A 22064-nucleotide genomic window follows, 5' to 3' on the forward strand; every position below is an offset into this window, starting at 1 on the left:
TTAACGCCAGTTAGCGTGGAGCCGTCCTTGAAATACCAGCCTGGTATGTTTGGGGTTCTAACTCAGGTCCGTTATCCGGATCGAGGACAGTGTATGGTGGGTAGTTTGACTGGGGCGGTCTCCTCCCAAAGAGTAACGGAGGAGCACGAAGGTACCCTCAGCATGGTCGGAAATCATGCAATGAGTGCAATGGCATAAGGGTGCTTGACTGCGAGACTGACAAGTCGAGCAGGTACGAAAGTAGGTCATAGTGATCCGGCGGTTCTGTATGGAAGGGCCGTCGCTCAACGGATAAAAGGTACTCCGGGGATAACAGGCTGATACCGCCCAAGAGTTCACATCGACGGCGGTGTTTGGCACCTCGATGTCGGCTCATCACATCCTGGGGCTGAAGCCGGTCCCAAGGGTATGGCTGTTCGCCATTTAAAGTGGTACGCGAGCTGGGTTTAGAACGTCGTGAGACAGTTCGGTCCCTATCTGCCGTGGGCGTTGGAAAATTGAGAAGAGCTGCTCCTAGTACGAGAGGACCGGAGTGGACGAACCACTGGTGTTCGGGTTGTGATGCCAATCGCATTGCCCGGTAGCTACGTTCGGACGGGATAACCGCTGAAAGCATCTAAGCGGGAAGCCTCCTTCAAGATGAGTTTTCCCTAGGACTTTAAGTCCTCTAAAGGGCCGTTGAAGACTACGACGTTGATAGGCTGGGTGTGGAAGCGTTGTGAGGCGTTGAGCTAACCAGTACTAATTGCCCGTGAGGCTTGACCATATAACTGAATCGATTGATGTACTCTTGTTAAAAGAGAAACGACATCAACGCGATCCGGATAGGTAAGTCAAAGAAAGATATGCACAGTCTGAAATACAGAAGACAGCAGTAGATAATTTACGAACAAAAACTTTACAATCCGCCACCCTATTTGGACTTGGCAATAGCAGGCTTCAGATAAGCCATAAGACTACAACCCAATCCAAACCAGTTTGGCTGACGACCATAGCGAATTGGAACCACCTGATCCCATCCCGAACTCAGTAGTGAAACGATTTAGCGCCGATGGTAGTGTGGGGCTTCCCCATGTGAGAGTAGGTCATCGTCAGCCTCTTAAATTAAAAGCCCAGTCGGTTATCCGGCTGGGCTTTTTCTTTGCCTGAAAGAAATGGTAACGGCGGGGTCAGACCCCATTCAACGCACATGCTAAGATACGCCTAACTAACCATTTCAGGCATCACCTATCCTATGCAAGAAGATAAGCAGCGCTGGAACCAGCGCTTTTCTAATAAACCACTCGCTCAGCCAAACCCTCCCGGCTTTATTGTCGACAAGGCTTCTGTATTGACCCGTGGTCGCGTTTTAGATATCGCCAGTGGTGATGGCGCAGCGGCGCTCTACCTTGCTGAGCGGGGCGCTGAACTGGTAGCTGCAGATATCTCTGATGTGGCATTGGAACGGTTACAAACGTTTTCCGTGCAAAGTGGATTACGGGTAGAAACAGTTTGTATCGACTTTGATGAACGTGAGGCGCTATCCGATTTGGGAAAGTTCGATGCTATTGTGATGACTCACTTTAAACCGCCGGTTGCTTTGTTAAAGGCGTTAACGGATTTACTTTTACCGGGCGGGTTGTTGGCTATCTCAACATTTAATCTCGACCATCATAAGCACAAAGGTTTTTCTAAACGTTTTTGTTTGACACCGGAAGAATTTAAAAATGTGGATGAGCGTTTGGCGTGTGAGTTGTATCAATCCGCTAATCGCAGTGGCGATTTTATGGATGACTACCTTTTTCAGCGGAAGGGATAGCGCTGTTAGCGCTCGTCGACTTTAAACGCAATCAAATGGTCGGCTTCGATGTCGATTCCCACTTGATCACCTATTTGATAATCATGATGGCTGGGGAAGGCAGAAGCTACCAGACTACCAGTTGGTAATTTAAGGGTGTAAAGGGTAGAGGTGCCAGCAAAGACTTTATTAACCACCTCGCCCTTTTTAATGCTATCTTCACTGTGTATTACATCATCTGGACGCAGTAGCACTTCAACAGGCGCATCAGGCAACCAATCGTAGCAACGGTTACCGCTGATTAACCCAAGCTCTGTAGCCACAGTATTTGTATCCACCGCATGGCCGGGCAGAAACACACCTTGGCCGACAAAATCCGCGACAAAGCGTGTACTGGGTTCATGGTATAAATCAAACGGGGCAGCCCACTGCTGAATATTACCTTGGTAAACCACGCCAATCTTATCGGCGAAGGCAAAGGCCTCTTCCTGATCGTGGGTCACCATAATGGCGGTAATGTTTAGACTTTTAAGAATTTCGCGGACTTCCACTGCCAGGCTGCGACGCAGATCGACATCAAGGCTGGAAAAGGGCTCATCCATCAACAGTAGTTGTGGTTGAGGAGCCAGTGCCCGAGCCAGTGCAATACGCTGCTGTTGACCACCAGAAAGCTCGTGAGGAAAGCGATCACCGAGTCCTTCGAGTTTTACCAGAGCCAGCATTTCGCGACAGATCCGTTCTTTGTCCTGCGTTGAGTAGTGCTGTAAGCCAAAGGTAATGTTGTCGCAGACGCTTAGGTGAGGGAATAGGGCGTAGTCCTGAAACACCATGCCGATCTTACGCTTCTCTGGCGGCAGCATGTGTTTACGCGTGGAGATAATCTCATCGGCTAGTGAGATGCTACCTTGGGCAAGCGGTTGGAAGCCTGCTATAGCGCGAAGGACCGTCGTTTTGCCGCAGCCACTGGGGCCGAGAAGGCAGCAGATATCGCCTTTGGTAATTTTGAGAGAGAAGTTTTCCACCACGGTGTGATCATCGTAACAACAGCTGATGTTGTCGAGTTGTAGCAGATGATCCATAGGTACTTCTCTTTGCTATTGAGGGGGAGTTCTAAATGGGGCCTGAGAGACTGCCCCACGAAGTGTTGTGGGTACCCGCAGGGCCAGACCCCTTTTCTTAGTTATTCAGAAGCAGGAATTCGATAAGCGCTTTTTGTGCATGCAGACGGTTTTCCGCTTCATCCCAAACCACAGAAATTTTGTCGTCTTCCAATAGATCGGCGCTGACTTCTTCGCCTCGGTGAGCCGGCAAGCAGTGCATAAAGATGGCATCGCTATTGGCGTGGCTCATCATCTCGTGATCAACCTGGTAACCAGCAAATTTTTGCTCGCGTTCTTTCTGCTCTTCTTCCTGCCCCATAGAGGCCCAGACGTCAGTTACAACCCAGTCACTGCCTTTTACGGCGTCAGTTGGGTTGCGCAGGATGGTTACACGATCCTTATTGGCCTCAACTAACTCAGGTGCTGGATCAAAACCTTCCGGGCAGGCAATGCGTAATTCAAAATCACACTGGCGTGCAGCGTTAATATAGGAGTGACACATATTGTTGCCATCACCTACCCAGGTTACGACCTTGCCCTGGGGATCGCCACGCTGTTCCTTGTAGGTTTGAATATCGGCCAGCAGCTGACAGGGGTGATAATCATCGGTCAGGGCATTAATAACTGGCACCCTGGAGTACTGAGCAAAGCGCTCAATCTTGTCGTGCTCAAAGGTACGGATCATCATGATATCCACCATGCGCGATAACACGCGGGCAGAATCTTCAATCGGCTCACCGCGACCCAATTGGGTATCGCGTGGAGACAGGAATAGTGCGCTGCCACCCAGCTGAGCCATACCGGCTTCAAAGGATACACGGGTACGGGTAGATGATTTTTCAAAAATCATCCCCAGTACTTTATTTTTGAACGGTTCGCCTGCGGTGCCCTGTTTATGTTGGGCTTTCATCTCGATCGCGCGGTCGATAACCTGGCGCAGTTCGTCTTGTGATAAATCGAGAAGAGTTAAAAAGTGTCTAACAGCCATAATTGTTTACCGTGTGTGGCTAAAAGGCTTAAGCCTTAATTATAACGCGTTGATCAGAGCAATAACTTTTTCGACGATGTTGTCAGCATCGGCTTGCGACAAAATCAGTGGTGGTAGCAATCGAATGGTATTGCCTGCGGTGACATTCAGCAGTAATCCTGCTTCCATAGCTTTCGCTACCAGCTGTGGACAATCCTGATTGAGCTGAATGCCTACCATTAGGCCCAAGCCACGGATATCAACAACTTTACCGTTACCCTGCAGAGCTTCACCAAATGATTTCAGCAAGTATTGGCCCTGCGCTTCTGCATTTTCAATCAGCTTGTCGTTTACCAGAGTTTCTACGACGGCGCTGGCGCCGTGACAGGCCAAGGGGTTGCCGCCAAAGGTTGAGCCATGATTACCAGGTTGCAGAATTTCGGCGGCTTTACCCTGCGCCAGGCAGGCGCCAATGGGTAAACCGTTCCCCAAACCTTTAGCCGTCGTCACCACATCAGGCTTAATGCCATTGTGTTGGAAAGCAAAGTACTTACCTGTACGGCCATTGCCTGTCTGAATCTCATCCAGCATTAACAGCCAGTCGTTTTGATCGCAGATGTCGCGCAGCTGGTTTAAGTAGTCGCCAGCAGGCACGTTTACACCGCCCTCACCTTGTACGGGTTCGACCAGAATAGCAACGATATTGTTGTTCTGCTCAGCAAGTGCTTTCACCGCCTCTACATCATTGTAAGGCGCATTAACAAAACCACTGACCAGCGGCTCAAAGCCCTGCTGAACTTTCGGGTTACCAGTTGCCGACAGGGTGGCCATGGTACGCCCGTGGAAGCTGCCGTTCATGGTAATAATCGTTGGGCAATCGATGCCCTTCTCATTGCCGTACTTGCGAGCAATCTTAATCGCCGCTTCATTAGCCTCTGCACCGGAGTTGGAGAAAAACACCTTCTCCATACCGGATTGTGAGCACAGTTGCTCGGCCAGCTTTTCCTGCGGTTGGATATTGTAGAGGTTGGACACATGCACCAGGGTTTGGGCCTGCTCGGTAATCGCCTGAGTGAAAGCCGGGTGGCAATGGCCCAGTGCGCAAACGGCAATACCGCTGAGTGCATCGAGGTAGCGTCGGCCCTGATCGTCCCACAGGTGCATGCCTTCACCCTTCACAAGGGTGATAGCTCTCTCGCCGTAGGTATTCATCAGTGCCTGGGTGCTCATTGTCGTTACTCCAACCGAGTTAGTGGATCAGCTCATAAGGCGTATGTCGCTGACCCGTTATGTAGCTTTCAAAAACAAAAACAGGCAGCGCGTGCTGCCTGGAAGACGGGAGATAGTATAAGACAATCAGCGGCTTGTAAATCCGCATAGTACGGGGCTTGCGGAGTATTTTGGGGTGTTTTCCCTTAGGGGTATTACAGGGGCGGCAGGATTAGGTTAAAATAGCGCCTAAATAACCCAGCGAATTACTGGGTTTTTCATTATATGGGCCCCTTCATATGCATAGGCCCAGACCTGCCACCGTGAGAAAGTTAGAGGTTAGATGTCCCCATGGATATTATGGAAACCATCAAAAAGCAAATCGAAGAGAACGACATCATTCTGTATATGAAGGGTTCTCCCAATGCCCCGCAGTGTGGTTTTTCCATGCGTACCTCCCAAGCCATTATGGCCTGTGGCCAGCGTTTCGCTTATGTAGATGTCCTGTCTAACCCGGACATTCGCTCCAACCTGCCAACTTACGCTAACTGGCCAACCTTCCCACAGCTGTGGGTTAAAGGCGAGCTGATTGGTGGCTGCGACATCGTCACCGAAATGCATGAGAAGGGTGAGTTGAAGACTATCCTCGACGAAGCGGCTGCTGATAGCGCCGAATAAAGCTGCCCCAAGCGCTTTGCCCCTTCTAAAAAAGCCCTGCACTCTGCAGGGCTTTTTTGTATCTATCCAAACAACCCATTCTATAACCCCCCCATAGTGCGCATAATTTCGTCTATACGGATAAAGTGGCACCTGCAAATCTAAAGTGTTCTTAGTTGCTATTGATAACAACTATCACTTCTATTAGAATTTGCGCGCTATTTTGCACATATATATCTTGGGGAAGATAAAAAATGTTGAAAAAATCCTTCTTGGCCGCCGCTATCGGTCTGGCTACTGTATCCGCGCAAGCGGCTGAAACCCCATCCATGGAAGAGATGTGGAAATTGATTCAGCAGCAGCAAGCTGAAATCAAAAACCTGAAGTCTCAGCTGAACCAAGCTGAAACCAAAATCGAAGAAACCGAAGTAAAAGTTGCTGCTACTGCTGATGCAGTTGAGCAAGGTGCTGTTCTGGCTAGCAACAGCAAGCTGGCTACACTGGCTTCCTGGGCTGAGAAGACTTCTATCGGTGGTTACGGTGAGCACCACTTCAACCACAGAGACGGCGATGACCAGATTGATGCGCACCGTTTCGTATTGTTCTTCGGTCACCAGTTCCGTGATGACCTGCGTTTCTTCTCTGAGCTGGAAGTTGAGCACGCTCACACCGGTAAAGAAGGTAAAGTTGAACTGGAGCAGGCCTACATTGAGTGGGATTACGCTGAGAAGCACAGCGTACAGTTCGGTCAGTTCCTGATCCCTGTAGGTATCCTGAACGAAACGCATGAGCCAGATACTTTCTACGGTACCGAGCGTAACCCAGTTGAGAAAAACATCATTCCTGCGACCTGGTGGGAAGCCGGTGTTCAGCTGCACGGTGAAGTTGTTCCTGGTCTGAGCTATAACGCTTCTGTTCACAGTGGTCTGAAAATCGACACTGATGCGGGTAAATTCAAAGTACGTGATGGCCGCCAGGGTAACTCTGAGGCTGTTGCAGAAGATTGGGCATTCACCGGTCGCCTGAAGTACACTGGCATTGCTGGTCTGGAGCTGGGTCTGACCTTACAGCATCAGCAAGATGTGACTCAGGGTATTTTAAGCGATGACGCTGATGCTTTACTGACCGAAGTGCACGCATCTTACAACGCTGGCAACTTTGGTCTGCGCGCTCTGTGGGCTGAGTGGGATATCGAAGGTGATTACTTCGAAGCTTTAGGTGCTGACTCGCAGGAAGGTTGGTTCATTGAGCCTTCTTACAAGCTGACCGAGAAGCTGGGTGCTTTTGTTCGTTACTACGAGTACAACAACACAGCGGGCGATTCCTCCTCTGAGGACAACGAAGCATGGCAGTACGGTGTTAACTACTGGCTGCACCCGAATGTTGTCCTGAAGGCTGATGTTACCGACTCTGTTGATGGAGCCGAAGACGATTCCTTCAACCTGGGTGTAGGTTGGTCTTTCTAAGTTAGTCGTTAATACGATTAAACATAGAAACAAAAGGGGCGAATCACTCGCCCCTTTTGTGCGTTTGTAGAAGTAAAAAATGAAAAAACTGATTTTATTGATATGGATAGGTTTGATGTCCTTCGATGCCTTGGCGCAACGGGGCAAATTCCTAACCACCGAAGATTTCCATCAACTTGCCTTTCCTAACCAGGAAATGAAGTGGCAGGCTTTGTGGGTCAACAAAACCCTGAGAGTCGATATGGAAAAGATCCTTAACCACTCGGTGAGAGGTTTACGTATTCGCTATTGGGGCCATGAAAACCGCACGGCCTGGATTTTTGAAGAGATTGGTAAAGAGCTGCCCATCACCGTTGGCGTTGTTGTGGATGGTGACAGTATCGATCAGGTTCACATTATGGAATACCGCGAAAGCCGTGGTGGTGAAGTGCGTTATCCCTTTTTTACCAAGCAGTTTATTGGTGTAAAGCTTGAGCAGAAAGAAGAGCGTGTAAAACTCGATAGCCATATCGACGGTATTACCGGGGCGACGCTGTCCGTGCGTGCCTTAAAGAAAATCGCTACACTAGCGCTTTTCTGCCACCAGCAAACACCTTTTGGTAAGTAATAGAGCACCGTGAACGCCCAGCAGCCAACTTCTCCGCCAGATCAAAAAGCCAAACAGAAACGCAGACGTCGGCAGCAAGTCAGGGCATTTCTATGGCGCTGGCATAGACGCCTGGGATTGGTTGCGGCCATTTTGGTGCTAGTGCTTTCCGTGACCGGCATCGCACTCAATCACACCGAAGCCCTAAAGCTCGATGAATCCCCGTTGCGTAACCAGTGGTTGCTATCCCTCTATGGCGTTGAAGCCCCGGAAATCACTTCCTATGCCTTTGGTGAGCAGTATCTCAGTCACCTTGGTGGTGATTACCTGTACCTTAATAGTGATGAGCTGGCTTACTGCCGCGGTCATTTTGCCGGTGTCGTTTCTATAACCGGCTTGTGGATCGCGGGTTGTGGTGACGAGCTGATACTGATGACTGACGATGGTGAGATTGTTGAGCGTATCGGCAGTGTTTATCAGTTGCCAACATCGCTGACTCGTATTGGCCGCTGTGGCGAATCCCTGTGTTTTGAAGCTGGCGCCCAACGTTATATTGGCGATGTGGATCAGCTTGCCTGGCGTCCTGTGGATAAGGGCGAAAGTGACTGGAGTCAGTCTGTGACATCGCCAGAAACCATCCGCAAGGCGTTAGTTGAGCAGTATCAGGGTGAAGCTATCAGTTGGGAGCGAGTGATGCTTGATATGCACAGTGGTCGAATTTTGAGCGGCTTCGGTGTGGCGCTGATGGACTTGGCTGCCATTGGTTTGATCTTGTTATCTATCTCTGGTTTTACCCTCTGGTATCAAGGCCGCAGACGCTGACCCATTAGTCGCATCGAGCGACCGTTAATCCTCCTGAATTTGCTGAACAATAATAGGGGCCGCTTTCGCAGTTGGCGCTTAAATAGTGGTCTCTTTCACTTTTATAGCAGCTTATGGCGCCCAAAATTACCATTTTCGTACCTTTTGCGGCAGTTGACTAAACTGTCAAAGAACGGCATAAAAGAAGTCTTTGTAAACCCTTGATGAACTTATTCGTTTTAATAATAGGTTATTGATTTTCCAGTACTTTTTGTCGTTCCTAATAACTAAATGTGCAGTCAATTCACTGCACTATAAAGCCACTGAAGGATTAGTCGATAAGCAGGAGATAAAGGTCTGATAGGTCCTATCAAGATGCTATCCAGAAATTAAACCTGAGATTATGGTTGATACCACCTCATTAAATATTCCCGGCTACCGTATTACCCGCCTGTTAGGCCAGGGGGGGATGGCTGCTGTGTACCTGGCCATTCAGGAAAGTTTTGAGCGTGATGTTGCTCTCAAGGTGCTATCACCTGCCATGGCTGTGGATGAAGGTTTTACCGAACGCTTTATTCGCGAAGCCAAAATCGTCAGTCGTTTGGTCCACCCCAATATCGTCACCGTATACGATGTGGGCGTAGCCGATGATCACTACTACCTATCTATGGAGTATGTGCCCGGGCAGGATTTAAAACAGGCACGACATCAGCTCGATTTACCACAGCGCATACAAGCGGTTAAAGATATTGCTCTGGCCTTGGATTTTGCCGGTAAGAAAGGCTATGTGCACCGGGATGTGAAGCCGGAAAATATCATGCTGCATGCCGAAGACGGCAGGGCACTGTTGATGGACTTCGGTATTGCCCGGCCGACTGAAGTCAGTATGGGCATGACCCAAACCGGGACGGCGATTGGCACACCTCATTATATGAGCCCTGAGCAGGCTCGCGGCAAAGCCGTCGATGGTCGCGCAGACCTCTACAGCCTTGGTGTTGTGTTGTACCTGTTACTTGCTGGCGAAGTGCCGTTTGATGCTGACTCTGCAGTAGCCATCGGTATCAAGCATGTTTCAGAACCTATCCCACGGTTGCCGCAGGAATTGCAGGTATTTCAGCCGTTAATTAATACCTGTTTATCCAAAGACCCGGATCATCGCTACCAGAGTGGCAATGAGTTAATTGCGGCTCTGGATGCATTGGATGAAGATCAGCTGGCCAGTGCGGCGGAGGTCATCAAGGTTCGGGTAGAGCATTTCCAGCCCTCGATTGATACGCGTGCGACCACCTTGCCTAGTCCTGCGGTTGATGCTGACACCGAAACCCAACTGGCAACCCAGGTTGTCGTTAAAGATAAAACCCAAGCCATTACCGCAGATCTTAATGACCGTGTTGATACAATCATTGAGCATGGGCGGACACCACTGTGGTCCTGGTTAGCTGCTGCTGGTGTTGCCGTGGCTGTGGTGGGGGCTGTGGCATATCATCAGAAATTACCCGAGCACGCGCGTTTATCGTTGGCAGCAGATTCAAGCGTTGAGTTGCGTAAAGAGATCGTTCAAGACAAACCGCCGTCGGATGCTCAGCAGTTCAAGCCTGTTAATGCTGCGTCAAACGAAGACATTAAAACGGCATTTGATAATGCCACGGCGGTTGTAGCAGAACCAGAAACGCAAGATCCATCACTTGTGACCGAGCACAAGTCAGTGCCAGAGGTTCAGCAGGCGGTTGCAGAACAACCGCAATCAGACAGTGATGCAGTGAGTGCTGCGCCTGCTATAACACCTCCTGCAAAGGCAGCGACTCTTGAAGTTCAGTTGGATGCATTGGCGCAACAGCGAGAACAACTAAACGATGATTTAAGCCTTGCGCCAGCGCTGGCAGATAACTATCGCCAATTGTTAGGGCGCCATCCACAAAATGCAGATGTGCGGGAAGGCTTAAAATCCTTGCGTGATTTCTTTAGCCGCGAGGTGGGCCAGGCATTAGAGCAACGAGATGTGGATCGCGCGCAGTTATTAGTGGATACCGCATCGCAAGCCTTTCCACGCCTAACACAGGATCCGCGTTTTGGCCGTTGGCAGAAACGCCTGCACAAAGCCCAGCAAATGCAGGGGCAGTTGCAGGAGGCTCAGGCTGCCCTGGCGGCGGATAAGCTCAGCGAGGCGTTTACCGCTTTCCAGAAAGCCAAAGCGCTGGAACCCAATAACCCCGAACTCAATAAAGGGATTAACAAGGTTACAGAGCGTTACCGTGCTGTGGCTAAAAAGTGGTTGGAGCAGGGCCAGTGGCGCAAGGCGGCACGGGCTGTGGAAAAAGGTTTGGCGTTATCACCCAATGATAAAACCCTGAAACAGTTCGCCCGGGATGTGAAAACGTTAAAACGTTTGGATGAATCCCTGGCATTGGCTCAAAAGTACCAGCGAGCCGGTAAACTGATTGCCCCTGTGGGAAGCAATGCGGTCGAGCAGTATCGCCAGGTATTATCGCAGCGTGCTAATCATCCTATAGCCCTGCGTGAGCTAGAGGCCATTGAGCAGCAGCAAATCGCAGTGGCGCAATCAGTACAGATGAACGGTGAGCTGGATCACGCTAGTCGTTTGGTTACAGAGTCATTAGCTGCGTTCCCGCAGAGTGCCAGACTACTCTCGCTGCAGCAGGATATTGATAAGGCCATTGCAGAAGCCTATGCAGCAACCCAACCCCGAGTACCCAAAATACTGGTTAGCAATTCCTCGTTATCCAGTATCGTTGATCAGGCTCAGCCGTCGTTGCAGGTGGATCGGGTGATCCATGTGGGCTTCCAGTTTGAGAACTTTGCCGCCGACAGTTCGGTGGTGCAGGCGATTTTATTTGACGGCTCTCGCAGTCTGCAAATTGCCCAGGTACCGGTTATTATCTCGGGGCAAGATGGGGTGCACTTCTTTCGCATCGAGCGACCGGTAGAAGGTTTTGGGGATGGTGGTTATAGTATCGATTTGGTGCTGGGGGAAAAGCGCCTGACATCGACGACCTTTGAGGTAAAAAATAACGCCAGTTTTTAAGGCGTCTTATCCTGAATCGATAAGACAATAGGGAAAATGACAATAATGTTAAATACTAAACGTCTAGGGCTTTCTGGCGTGTTGGTTATGGCGGGATTATTAACCGCTTGCCAGACCACACCCGATATTCAGCAGTTAAAAACAACCAATCAAAACCTTAAGCGTGAACTGGATGTGGCCAGTGCGGAAATCAATCGCTTAAAAGCCCAGGAAAAACGCTTGCAAAGTGAAGTGGCTGAACTCAATCGTGTGATTGGTGTTCTGGGAACAGAAAAGGCTTCCCGAGTCACAGAGTCTTCTACTCTGCGCGGCCAGGTCCGAGGTTTTGTGCAGCAGCAGATTGACGGCTTAAAAGATTTCCTGGTTGAAGGCAATTTGCTGGATTATGTTGGCGGCGAGTTGGTTGAACGCTCTGAGTCGGAAGTTAAACCTTTAATGCTAGTGGACTTGGGTCACCCGATTCCCAAAGCTGGCAGTCTAACCGGTGTTGGTGGCCATTTCTTACGGCCCACCAAAATGACGGTAAAAGTGTTGCGTCCCGTGGACAAAAAGCTGGTGGTTATCTGGCAGAGCCCATTACTGGATGTTTCTTTGCCAGGATTAGTAAAGGTTCCGTTTAAAGTCAGTGTAGGTGTTGAACCTGGCGATGTAATTGCCTACCACTTCCCGCAGGAAACCGCCGTTAGTTTTGATTCTGGTACCGGCAATGTTCGCTATCAGTATGATGATGCGGCATTAGGTTCTGTATTGCGTCCTAATAATTTGTTAGGTGAAAGTAAGCGCCGTGCATATGCATTGGGTGTGTATGGTTTGCTTAATTAGTTTCAGTTTTTTCGGGAAGACGTTCTAAACAAAATTGTGGCGCTTGCGATGTGTCTATACCTTCCTGGACACGCTGTTCGCCATCCATGGCCGCTCTGCGTCGGCGTCCTGCCTCCGAAGGTCCAGGAAGGTATAGACACATCACAAGCTTAATCCCGCCGATTGTGTACTATTCATTTTTTGGTAAAGGCCATATAAAAAAGCCAGCATAATGCTGGCTTTTTTATTTAGGCTGCTGTGGCTTCAGCTATCTTTGTCGGAAACTTCTCAGTAATAAAATCCCCCATTTCAGGTTCTTCCATTTCTTTTTCCCATTGTTTCCAGGTGTAGGGCCACAGAATAGGATCGCCGTCATCATCCAGGTACCAGCTCTTACAGCCGCCTACCCATACGGTGTTAGCCATACCGGCTTTAACGTATTCATTAAAGGCTTTTACTGCTTCGGGTTTGGGCTCGATTGCGTCGAATTCACCTCGTTGCCAGCGCTTGATGACTTTCAGGATATAGCCACACTGTACTTCGCTCATGGCGATAACTGAGTAGTTGCCGATGGGGGTGTTAGGACCCAGCATCAGGAACGAGTTAGGGAACTCAGGTATAAACAGTGAGCGGTAGGTTTGAATTTTTCTCGACCATGCATCATCAATATGTAAGCCGTCTTTACCGCGCATATCCATGGGGCGCATAAAGTTAAACGGTTTGAAGCCGGTGGACAAAATCAGTACATCCAGCTCGTGTTCTTTACCGTCTGCGGTGCGAATACCCTTGGGGGTGATTTCGGTAATACCGTCAGTTACTAACTCAACGTTATCGCGTTGTACCGCATCGTAGAAGGTTTTGTTGATGATAATACGCTTACAACCTACGGCGTAATCCGGCGTTAGTTTTTTGCGTAGCACTTTATCTTTAATGCTAAAGCGCAGGTTGAGTTTGCAGGCGGCACTGAACAGTGCTCGTTGCGGTTGGTGACCGGTTACGGCTTTGGTCATTAGGTGTTGCAGGCCCCAGACATAGGCTGAACGCAGGCGGCGTAAGCGGTTGGGGTTATCACGCAACTTTTGCTTAAACTCTTCGGAGAATTCTTTGTTGCCAAGAGGCAGAATCCACTGGGCCGTGCGCTGGAAAATCGAGAAGTGGCCTGCCTCTTTGGCAACTTCCGGGATGGCTTGAGCAGCGGTTGAACCCGTGCCAATAATACCAACACGTTTGCCTTTCAGGCTGACGCTGTGATCCCACTCTGCCGTATGGAACATTTTGCCTTCAAAGCTTTCAATGCCCTTAATGTTGGGTTTGGCGGGGTGGTGCAAAATACCGGTGCTGTTAATCACAAAGTCCGCGATATAGGTGTTGCCCTTGGACGTGGTAACGGTCCATTTGCCATCGTTATAGGTGCTGCTGGTGACGGCTTCATTGAAGCTGATGCGATCAGTGACACCGTACTTGCGGCCAACATGTTCGAAGTATTTCTGAATCTCCGGGCCATGGGCGAAACGGTGGGACCAGTTGGGATTGGGCTCAAATGAATAGGTGTACATATGGGCCGGGATATCGCAGGCCAGGCCCGGATAGGTGTTTTCACGCCAGGTGCCGCCAAGGCGGTCTTTCTTTTCGAGTATGGTGACGTCTGTAATACCAGCCTCGCGTAGTTTAATGGTCATCAGTACACCGGTCATGCCGGCGCCGATCACAACTACCTTGGGGTTGCGCTGTGGAGGAAAGTTTTCTGCTGCGGTCATACTGTCACCTTGGCTATAAGGGGTGATTATTTTTTAGTCTATTTTCCGAGCTTTTCCAGATTTTATTAAGGTCAAAAGGCGACAGGTGGGGTGCAGATGACGCCAAATGGCTTGGCTTGGGCAGTACAAATCACTAAGGTTGTACTATGACGAATACAGCTTTGGTTCCAATTATCTACGCACGGGTACTGGCCGGTGAGGTGGGGCGTTCCCACGGAGACTCACGGGCCGTGCTTGTGGGTACCGGTTTGGATCTGGATGAAGCCTCCCAGCCAATAACGGGCTTAACCGTGGCGCAGTATAAACGCTTGCTTGCCAATGCCATCGCCATTAGTGGTGATGATGCGATTGTTCTGAAAGCAGCTGCGAATCTGGCGCCAACGATTCATGGCCCCGTAGGCATTGCTGCCAGTGCGAGTCCGAATATTGAGGCCGCGATGGCCGTGGTGGTTCAATTCTCGACGCTGAGGAACCCCTTTTGTCGTATTTATCAGCGTGACTTTGGGGATCATTCCGCGATAGAGGTTGAGATCTTTGAGGAGATGGGGGAGTTCCAGGAAGCGGCTTTGGATTTTATGTTATCGACCATCCCCATAACCTTGATGTCGGCAACAGATGAGCCTCTGCGTGATTTCTATTTACAGTTAAAACGTCCCAAGCCGGAAAACTATCAGGTTTACGAGCGAATAATTCCCTGTCGCATTGAATATGGACAGGAGGCCAACCGTTTCGTTTGTAGTAAAGAAGATTTGAAGATCAAGATGCTGGGCGCTAACCAGGAGGTTTACAGTGATGCTCTGGAGCGCTGTAACGCCCTCTATAGCCTGCGTCATATTCCTTCCAATGCAATAGAGGCGGTGAACAATCAATTGATGCGTATGTCGGGTCAGCTCTGCAATATTCATACGGTGGCTGACAGCTTGGGCATGTCGGGGCGAACCTTGCAGCGTCGTTTAAAGGCGTTGGGGACGTCTTATCAAGCATTATTGGATAAGTGGCTGTCGCAGGAAGCGATTAAGTATCTTGTCGAAGAGCGTTTAACAGTAGAGGTAACCGCCGTGTTATTGGGCTATGCGGACGAAGCCAATTTCAGGCGGGCGTTTAAGCGCTGGTTTGGTATCGCACCCGGTGTCTACAAGCGCAATATGGAAGATATGCCTGGCGGCGTATAGCGTTGCACCAGGCAATGGTTTTAAGTTGTTTTATCTTATTGGCATTTGGCGAGTAAAGCATTAGCCACTTTGGAGCCGTTGCCACGGTTTAATTGCTGGCAAATAAAATCACCTGCCTGAATTAATGCTTCCAGATCCACACCGCTATCAATCCCCAGGCCATTTAACATATACACCACATCTTCGGTGGCAACATTGCCGGAAGCGCCCTTGGCATAAGGGCAGCCTCCCAGGCCAGCAACGGAGCTGTCGACCACGGCAATACCCATTTCCAGTGCTGCGTAGATATTGGCAAGTGCCTGACCGTAGGTATCGTGAAGGTGTACGGCGAGTTTGTCTGCTGGTATGGCTTCCAGGCAAGCGCTCAGCATGGCTTTCACACTTGCAGGGGTGCCGACGCCGATGGTGTCGCCCAGTGAAACCTCGTAGCAGCCCATCTCTATCAGTTTGACGGCTACTTCTTTTACTTTCTCGGGCTTAATGTCACCTTCATAGGGGCAGCCCACAACACAGGAAACGTAACCGCGAACTGGCAGTCCCTTGGCCTTTGCCGCAGCAATCATGGGTGCTATACGTTCCAGGCTGTCTGCAATGCTGCAGTTGGTGTTTTTCTGGTTGAACGCTTCCGAGGCGGCGGTAAATACAGCCACCTCGTTGGCGTTAACTTCAATTGCGCGTTCAAACCCTTTGAGATTGGGGGTGAGGGCGGCGTAGGTAATATTATCCTTACGTTTAACCTGAGCAAACACGTCATCGCTGCCGGCCATTTGTGGTACCCATTTAGGGCTGACAAAACTGCCGGCTTCGATATAGGTTAAGCCGGCATCGACCAATCGCTCGATAAGCTCAACTTTAACGCTGGGCTCAATCGGTTGCTTTTCATTTTGCAGCCCATCCCGTGGACCGACTTCTACGATGCGTACTGCTGTGGGAAATGTCATATCAAACTCTTAAATATTATTCCGTTTTTGCGCATTACTGCGATTCAAAATCGAGTAGTTCTGCGCCACCGTCAACCAAATCGCCCGGTTGATAGTAAAAGGCTTTGACGGTGCCGTCGGCCGGTGCGCGAATAGTATGTTCCATTTTCATGGCTTCCATTACCAGCAAGGCGTCATCTTTTTTCACGTGACTACCGGCCTCAACTAACAGGGTGACCATGGTGCCATTCATGGGGGCAGCAAGTCCACCGGCACCTTCGCCCGCATCATGATCGCCCAGATCCGGTTGTACCAGACTAAAGGTCAGAGCACTGTCCTGGGTGTAGAGGCTGTAACTGCCATCATGTTCGGCGACGGTCGAACGCAACTGGTAGCCATCGAGATTGGCGTGCAGAATGTTGCCTTCGATATTGCCCTGTGCATGGATGCGTTTGCCATTAACGGTAATGGCGTAACGGGTGGCGGAACCACTTGCCAGTTGTTCTACTGCGACTTCGTATTCCTGTTCGTGAAATTGCAGGCTAAAGCGGTGCAGGTGCGCTTCGTTTAAGCGCCAGGCATTGGTGGCGTGCCAGGGGGAGGTAGGATCATTGCTGGCCTGTGCGTTCTGCTGAGCTTCCGCTTCCTGTTCTAACACCAGGTACAAGGCTGCCAGGGGTAAATCTTTTTCGACTTCGTATTGGCTGTCGTGGAAAATTACCGCGTGGTGCTTTTCAATAAAACCGGTATCCAATTGTGCATCGCGGAAAGGTGTGCAGCTGGCCAGGTTATAGAGGAAGTCAATATTGGTGGTCATGCCGCTGATGCGGTATTCACTCAGGGCCTTGGCCAAGCGTTGCAGTGCCGTATCGCGATTTTCATCCCAGACGATCAGTTTGGCTATCATGGGGTCGTAATAGACGCTGACTTCATCACCCTGACGTACACCGGTATCTACACGCACATGTTCGCTGCTTTCCGGTGGCTGTAAAAAAGACAGGGTGCCGGTGGCGGGCAGGAAATCATTTTCCGGATCTTCGGCGTATACCCGCGCTTCAAACGCGTGGCCGCTTATGGAAAGTTGTTCTTGGGTCAGCGGCAGGGGCTCGCCTGCGGCTACGCGCAGTTGCCATTCCACCAGGTCCTGACCGGTGATCATTTCTGTTACCGGGTGCTCAACCTGTAAGCGGGTATTCATTTCCATAAAGTAGAAAGAGCCGTCCTGGTCGAGCAAAAACTCTACCGTGCCCGCACCTTCATAGTTAATGGCTTTGGCGGCCCGAATAGCCGCTTCGCCCATCGCTTTACGCAGTTCTGCAGTCATGCCTGGTGCAGGGGCTTCTTCGATCACTTTTTGGTGGCGGCGCTGTACCGAGCAGTCGCGCTCGAACAGGTAAACGCCGTTGCTGTGTTGGTCGCAGAAAACCTGAATCTCGACGTGTCGTGGCTGGGTTAAATATTTTTCCACCAGCATATCGTCATTGCCAAAACCGTTCATGGCTTCACGTTTGGCGGCGTTCAGTGCCTCGTCAAATTCTGCTTCACTCCACACCTGGCGCATACCTTTACCGCCACCACCAGCGACAGCTTTCAGCAATACCGGGTAGCCCATATCGTCGGCGGCTTGTTTGATAACGTCACGGCTTTGGTCGTCGCCGTGGTAACCGGGCACCAGGGGCACATCGGCGGTTTCCATAATTTGTTTGGCTGCCGCTTTGGAACCCATGGCTTCAATGGCACCGACGGGTGGGCCAATAAAAACCAGATCGTTTTCTTTACAGGCATTACAGAATTCGGAATTTTCCGACAGGAAGCCGTAGCCCGGGTGAATGGCTTCGGCGCCGGTTTGTTTGGCGGCGGCGATGACTCGTTCGTAAACCAGATAGGATTCACGAGAGGGGGCGGCGCCAATGTGTACGGCTTCGTCGGCCATATTCACATGCAGGGCATCGCGATCGACATCACTGTATACGGCAACCGTGCGGATTCCCATTTTGCGGGCAGTCTTAATCACACGGCAAGCAATTTCACCGCGGTTGGCAATAAGAATTTTATTAAAACGTTTCATTGTCTTTTCTCGCGGTCTCAATTAATCCAGCTGGGTTGGCGCTTTTCCAAAAAGGCCGTTAAACCTTCCTGGCCTTCTTCAGATACTCGAATGGCGGCAATGCGCTTGCTGGTTTCGCCGATCAGTTCGTCGGTAACTTCGCGATCGGCAACGTCAAATATCAATTGTTTGGAGGCTTTTATGGCGGCAGGGCTATTAGCCAGTAATGCTTTGATCAAAATGTCGATGCAGGGATCCAGTGCATCTTCCACAACGACTTCACTGACCAGGCCCAGTTGCGCGGCCGTTTCAGCACTAAAGCGCTCAGCGGTATTGAAATAACGACGGGCAAAGCGTTGGCCGATTGCGGCAACCACATAAGGGCTGATGGTGGCGGGCATTAAACCAATTTTTACTTCACTCAAGCTGAAAGTCGCTCGCTCACTGGCAATGGCCATATCGCAACAGCTGACCAGGCCTACGGCGCCTCCGAAGGCAGCACCCTGCACACGGGCAATCGTAGGCTTGCTTAAAAAATTCAAGGTTTTCAGCATGGTGGCCAAGGCATTAGAGTCGCGCAGGTTTTCCTCATAGGTGTAGCTGGCCATGCGCTTCATCCAGTTGAGGTCTGCCCCAGCGGAAAAGCTTTTACCTTTCGACGCTAACACCATAACGCGGGCTTGCGAATTGTTTTCGACCGCAATAAAGGCTTCGGTTAATTGCGCAATAATCTCATCGTCAAACGCATTGTGTTTGTCGGGATTATTGAGAGTGACCGTGGCAACACCGCGATCACTGATATCAAGTGTGACTGTTGAGTTTGTCATAACTCTACCTTTTCTTTATCTCTCTTGTTCACTCTTGTTCACTCTTGTTCACTTTTGTTTGATATGGGCTTGCCCGCTTACATTCTGAAAATACCAAATTGGGTATCGTCGATTTCTTTGTTAAGGCTTGCCGAAATAGATAAGCCCAGCACCATGCGCGTTTCAGCGGGATCGATAACGCCATCGTCCCAAAGGCGGGCAGAGGCGTAATAGGGGTGACCCTGTTTTTCATAGGTGTCGATAATGGGCTGTTTAAATTCGGCTTCTTCCTGCTCTGACCAGTCTTCGCCGTTTTTGGTTTTTTGGTCACGTTTTACCTGTGCCAAAACCCCAGCGGCTTGTTCGCCACCCATCACGGAAATTCGCGCGTTAGGCCACATAAACAGGAAGCGAGGGTCATAGGCACGGCCACACATGCCGTAGTTACCGGCACCGAAGGAACCGCCAATTAATACGGTAAACTTGGGTACCTGTGCGGTGGCGACTGCGGTCACCATTTTGGCACCGTGTTTGGCAATACCGCCGGACTCGTACTGCTTGCCCACCATAAAGCCGGTGATGTTTTGCAAAAACACCAGTGGAATCTTTCGCTGCGCACAGAGTTCAATAAAGTGTGCGCCTTTTTGGGCAGACTCTCCAAACAGAATGCCGTTGTTCGCCACTATGCCAACAGGATAGCCAAAGATACGGGCGAAACCGCACACCAGTGTTGTGCCAAACAGTGCTTTAAATTCATCAAATTCAGAGCCGTCGACAATGCGGGCAATAATTTCGCGGACATCGTAGGGTTGGCGAGAATCTTTCGGAATAATGCCGTAGATTTCTTTCGGGTCGTAGTTGGGCTCACTTACCGGCTTAACATCATTCTGAATCGGTTTGACGCGATTTAAACGGGCTACCGCCTGACGGGCCAGTTGCAGGGCGTGGTTATCATTCTGGGCAAAGTGATCGGCGACACCGGAGGTGCGGCAGTGAACATCCGCGCCGCCCAGCTCTTCCGCGCTTACCACTTCACCGGTAGCAGCTTTTACTAACGGTGGTCCGCCCAAAAAGATAGTGCCCTGTTCTTTCACAATAATGGATTCATCGGCCATGGCGGGTACATAGGCACCACCAGCAGTACAGGAACCCATCACCACGGCAATTTGCGGAATATTGCGCGCAGACATATTGGCCTGATTAAAAAAGATATGGCCAAAGTGATCGCGATCCGGGAACACATTATCCTGGCGTGGCAGGTTGGCACCACCGGAATCAACCAGGTAAATGCAAGGTAAATTATTTTCCTGCGCGATGGTTTGCGCACGCAGATGTTTTTTTACCGTAAGTGGATAGTAGGTGCCGCCCTTTACTGTCGCATCGTTTGCGACAATCATGCACTCCTGGCCATTGATGCGACCGATGCCGGTAATAATGCCAGCGGCAGGAATATCTTCCCCGTAAACATCGTGGGCGGCCAATTGCGACAGCTCCAGAAACGGTGAGCCGGGATCGAGTACGGTATTAACCCGTTCACGGGGCAGCAGTTTGCCGCGCGAGGTGTGACGCGCACGGGCTTTTTCGCCGCCGCCTAACTTGATGTTCTCCAGTTTGTCATGCAGGTCGTTAACCTGCTGCTGCATATGTTCTGCGTTTTCGGCAAAGTCTGCAGTACGGGTGTTGATCTTTGACTTGATCGTAGCCATAACTCGATTCCAGCTAGCTCTGTTTCTGAGTAGTTCTTAAACGTTTTATTACTTGGTTTCGGTCTTTATTTTGTCTCGTTAAATAATTCGCGACCGATCAGCATACGGCGAACTTCCGAGGTGCCGGCACCGATTTCATACAGCTTGGCATCACGCAGCAGACGACCTGTCGGGAATTCGTTGATATAACCATTGCCGCCCAGTGTCTGGATGGCTTGCAGTGCCATTTGGGTGGCCTTCTCGGCGGTGTAGAGAATAACGGCGGCGGCGTCCTTACGGCTTTCTTCGCCACGATCACAGGCTTTGGCTACCGCATAGAGGTAGGCGCGCGAGGCGTTGAGTTCGGTATACATATCGGCAATTTTGCCTTGCATTAACTGGAACTCACCGATTGATTGGCCGAACTGTTTGCGGTCGTGGATATAGGGTACAACGATATCCATACAGGCTTGCATAATGCCCACGGGTCCACCGGACAATACGGTGCGCTCGTAGTCCAGGCCGCTCATCAAAACTTTCACGCCTTCGCCTTCTTTACCCAGTACATTTTCGACAGGCACTTCACAGTCTTCGAAAACCAGTTCACAGGTGTTGGAGCCGCGCATACCCAGCTTGTCGAGTTTTTGATGGCGGGAGAAACCGGGGAAGTCGCGCTCGACAATAAAGGCAGTCATGCCCCAGGCGCCTTTTTCGATATCGGTTTTGGCGTAGATCACATAGGTGTTGGCATCGGGGCCGTTGGTGATCCACATTTTGTTACCGTTCAGTACATACTTGTCGCCTTGCTTCTCGGCGCGCAGCTTCATGCTGACCACATCACTACCGGCGTTAGGTTCTGACATGGCCAGGGCGCCAATATGTTCACCGGAACAAAGCTTGGGCAGGTACTTAAGTTTTTGTTCGTGGGTGCCGTTTTTACGAATTTGGTTAACACACAGGTTGGAGTGAGCACCGTAGGACAGGCCAACAGATGCGGAAGCGCGGGAAATTTCTTCCATGGCAATGACGTGGGCCAGATAACCCATATTGGTGCCGCCGTATTCTTCCTCAACGGTCATACCTAGCAGGCCCATATCGCCAAACTTTCTCCACATATCCATGGGGAATTCGTTATTGCGATCAATTTCTTCGGCGCGCGGGGCCAGTTCGGCTTGAGCGAAGCTGTAAACACTGTCGCGCAGCATGTCGATATCTTCGCCCAGATCGAAGTTCAGTGTGGGGTAACCTGTGTTCATATCTCTCTCCCATG

17 protein-coding genes and 2 rRNA genes (1 of these 19 only partly in view) are annotated in these 22064 nt (G+C 50.5%); 10 read left to right on the forward strand and 9 right to left on the reverse strand.

What is annotated here, in order from left to right:
• The 3 genes from ACGHZ6_RS02750 to ACGHZ6_RS02760 all read left to right on the forward strand — a co-directional run.
• Positions 1-766: ribosomal RNA gene (locus ACGHZ6_RS02750) — 23S ribosomal RNA — on the forward strand (it extends 2115 nt beyond the left edge of the window).
• A 215-nt stretch (positions 767-981) separates the two neighbouring features.
• A 5S ribosomal RNA gene (gene rrf, locus ACGHZ6_RS02755) occupies positions 982-1097 on the forward strand.
• Positions 1098-1234: 137 nt separating this feature from the next.
• The gene (locus ACGHZ6_RS02760; RefSeq protein WP_390617256.1) at positions 1235-1798 is read left to right on the forward strand and encodes a class I SAM-dependent methyltransferase; all 564 of its coding nucleotides are present in this window, start codon (positions 1235-1237) and stop codon (positions 1796-1798) included.
• A 5-nt stretch (positions 1799-1803) separates the two neighbouring features.
• Here the strand turns inward: ACGHZ6_RS02760 and ACGHZ6_RS02765 are convergent, their stop codons facing one another.
• From ACGHZ6_RS02765 to ACGHZ6_RS02775, 3 genes are all read right to left on the reverse strand, one after another.
• Entirely contained in the window at positions 1804-2856 is a 1053-nt protein-coding gene (locus ACGHZ6_RS02765; protein WP_390617257.1) for an ABC transporter ATP-binding protein, read from the reverse strand.
• A gap of 97 nt (positions 2857-2953) precedes the next feature.
• Complete coding sequence (argF, locus tag ACGHZ6_RS02770; protein ID WP_390617258.1) at positions 2954-3865, reverse strand: ornithine carbamoyltransferase; 912 nt, start codon at positions 3863-3865, stop codon at positions 2954-2956.
• Positions 3866-3904: 39 nt separating this feature from the next.
• Positions 3905-5074, reverse strand: coding sequence for an acetylornithine transaminase (locus ACGHZ6_RS02775; RefSeq protein ID WP_390617259.1), 1170 nt, complete (start codon positions 5072-5074; stop codon positions 3905-3907).
• A 330-nt stretch (positions 5075-5404) separates the two neighbouring features.
• Here ACGHZ6_RS02775 and grxD point away from each other — a divergent pair, with 330 nt between their 5' ends.
• From grxD to ACGHZ6_RS02805, 6 genes are all read left to right on the forward strand, one after another.
• A complete protein-coding gene (grxD, locus tag ACGHZ6_RS02780; protein WP_390617260.1) occupies positions 5405-5731 on the forward strand; it encodes a Grx4 family monothiol glutaredoxin in 327 nt (108 codons plus the stop codon).
• Between the two features lie 233 nt (positions 5732-5964).
• A complete protein-coding gene (locus ACGHZ6_RS02785; RefSeq protein ID WP_390617261.1) occupies positions 5965-7176 on the forward strand; it encodes a porin in 1212 nt (403 codons plus the stop codon).
• 79 nt (positions 7177-7255) lie between these two features.
• Complete coding sequence (locus ACGHZ6_RS02790) at positions 7256-7783, forward strand: FMN-binding protein (RefSeq protein WP_390617262.1); 528 nt, start codon at positions 7256-7258, stop codon at positions 7781-7783.
• Between the two features lie 9 nt (positions 7784-7792).
• A complete protein-coding gene (locus ACGHZ6_RS02795) occupies positions 7793-8584 on the forward strand; it encodes a PepSY domain-containing protein (RefSeq protein ID WP_390617263.1) in 792 nt (263 codons plus the stop codon).
• Positions 8585-8966: 382 nt separating this feature from the next.
• Entirely contained in the window at positions 8967-11606 is a 2640-nt protein-coding gene (locus ACGHZ6_RS02800; RefSeq protein ID WP_390617264.1) for a protein kinase domain-containing protein, read from the forward strand.
• Positions 11607-11651: 45 nt separating this feature from the next.
• On the forward strand, positions 11652-12428 hold the full coding sequence (locus tag ACGHZ6_RS02805; protein WP_390617265.1) for a hypothetical protein: 777 nt from the start codon (positions 11652-11654) through the stop codon (positions 12426-12428).
• A gap of 227 nt (positions 12429-12655) precedes the next feature.
• On the opposite strand, the gene ACGHZ6_RS02810 is transcribed toward ACGHZ6_RS02805, so the two are convergent.
• On the reverse strand, positions 12656-14164 hold the full coding sequence (locus tag ACGHZ6_RS02810; protein ID WP_390617266.1) for a flavin-containing monooxygenase: 1509 nt from the start codon (positions 14162-14164) through the stop codon (positions 12656-12658).
• 146 nt (positions 14165-14310) lie between these two features.
• Between ACGHZ6_RS02810 and ACGHZ6_RS02815 the strand changes: the two genes are divergently transcribed.
• On the forward strand, positions 14311-15336 hold the full coding sequence (locus ACGHZ6_RS02815) for an AraC family transcriptional regulator (RefSeq protein WP_390617267.1): 1026 nt from the start codon (positions 14311-14313) through the stop codon (positions 15334-15336).
• Positions 15337-15371: 35 nt separating this feature from the next.
• Here ACGHZ6_RS02815 and ACGHZ6_RS02820 read toward each other — a convergent pair whose 3' ends face one another.
• From ACGHZ6_RS02820 to ACGHZ6_RS02840, 5 genes are all read right to left on the reverse strand, one after another.
• Positions 15372-16277 (reverse strand): hydroxymethylglutaryl-CoA lyase, encoded by a 906-nt coding sequence (locus ACGHZ6_RS02820; RefSeq protein WP_390617268.1) that lies wholly within the window; start codon positions 16275-16277, stop codon positions 15372-15374.
• A 34-nt stretch (positions 16278-16311) separates the two neighbouring features.
• Positions 16312-18324: an acetyl-CoA carboxylase biotin carboxylase subunit gene (locus ACGHZ6_RS02825; protein WP_390617269.1), complete on the reverse strand. Its 2013-nt coding sequence runs from the start codon at positions 18322-18324 to the stop codon at positions 16312-16314.
• Positions 18325-18341: 17 nt separating this feature from the next.
• Positions 18342-19130 carry an enoyl-CoA hydratase/isomerase family protein gene (locus ACGHZ6_RS02830; RefSeq protein WP_390617270.1) on the reverse strand — a complete coding sequence of 263 codons (789 nt, stop codon included), beginning with the start codon at positions 19128-19130 and terminating at the stop codon, positions 18342-18344.
• 77 nt (positions 19131-19207) lie between these two features.
• Positions 19208-20815 carry a carboxyl transferase domain-containing protein gene (locus ACGHZ6_RS02835; protein WP_390617271.1) on the reverse strand — a complete coding sequence of 536 codons (1608 nt, stop codon included), beginning with the start codon at positions 20813-20815 and terminating at the stop codon, positions 19208-19210.
• Positions 20816-20880: 65 nt separating this feature from the next.
• On the reverse strand, positions 20881-22050 hold the full coding sequence (locus ACGHZ6_RS02840) for an isovaleryl-CoA dehydrogenase (protein WP_390617272.1): 1170 nt from the start codon (positions 22048-22050) through the stop codon (positions 20881-20883).
• Between the last annotated feature and the right edge of the window lie 14 nt (positions 22051-22064).

Origin of the sequence: Maricurvus nonylphenolicus (assembly GCF_042854845.1) — a bacterium.
GTDB classification, from domain to species: domain Bacteria; phylum Pseudomonadota; class Gammaproteobacteria; order Pseudomonadales; family Cellvibrionaceae; genus Maricurvus; species Maricurvus nonylphenolicus.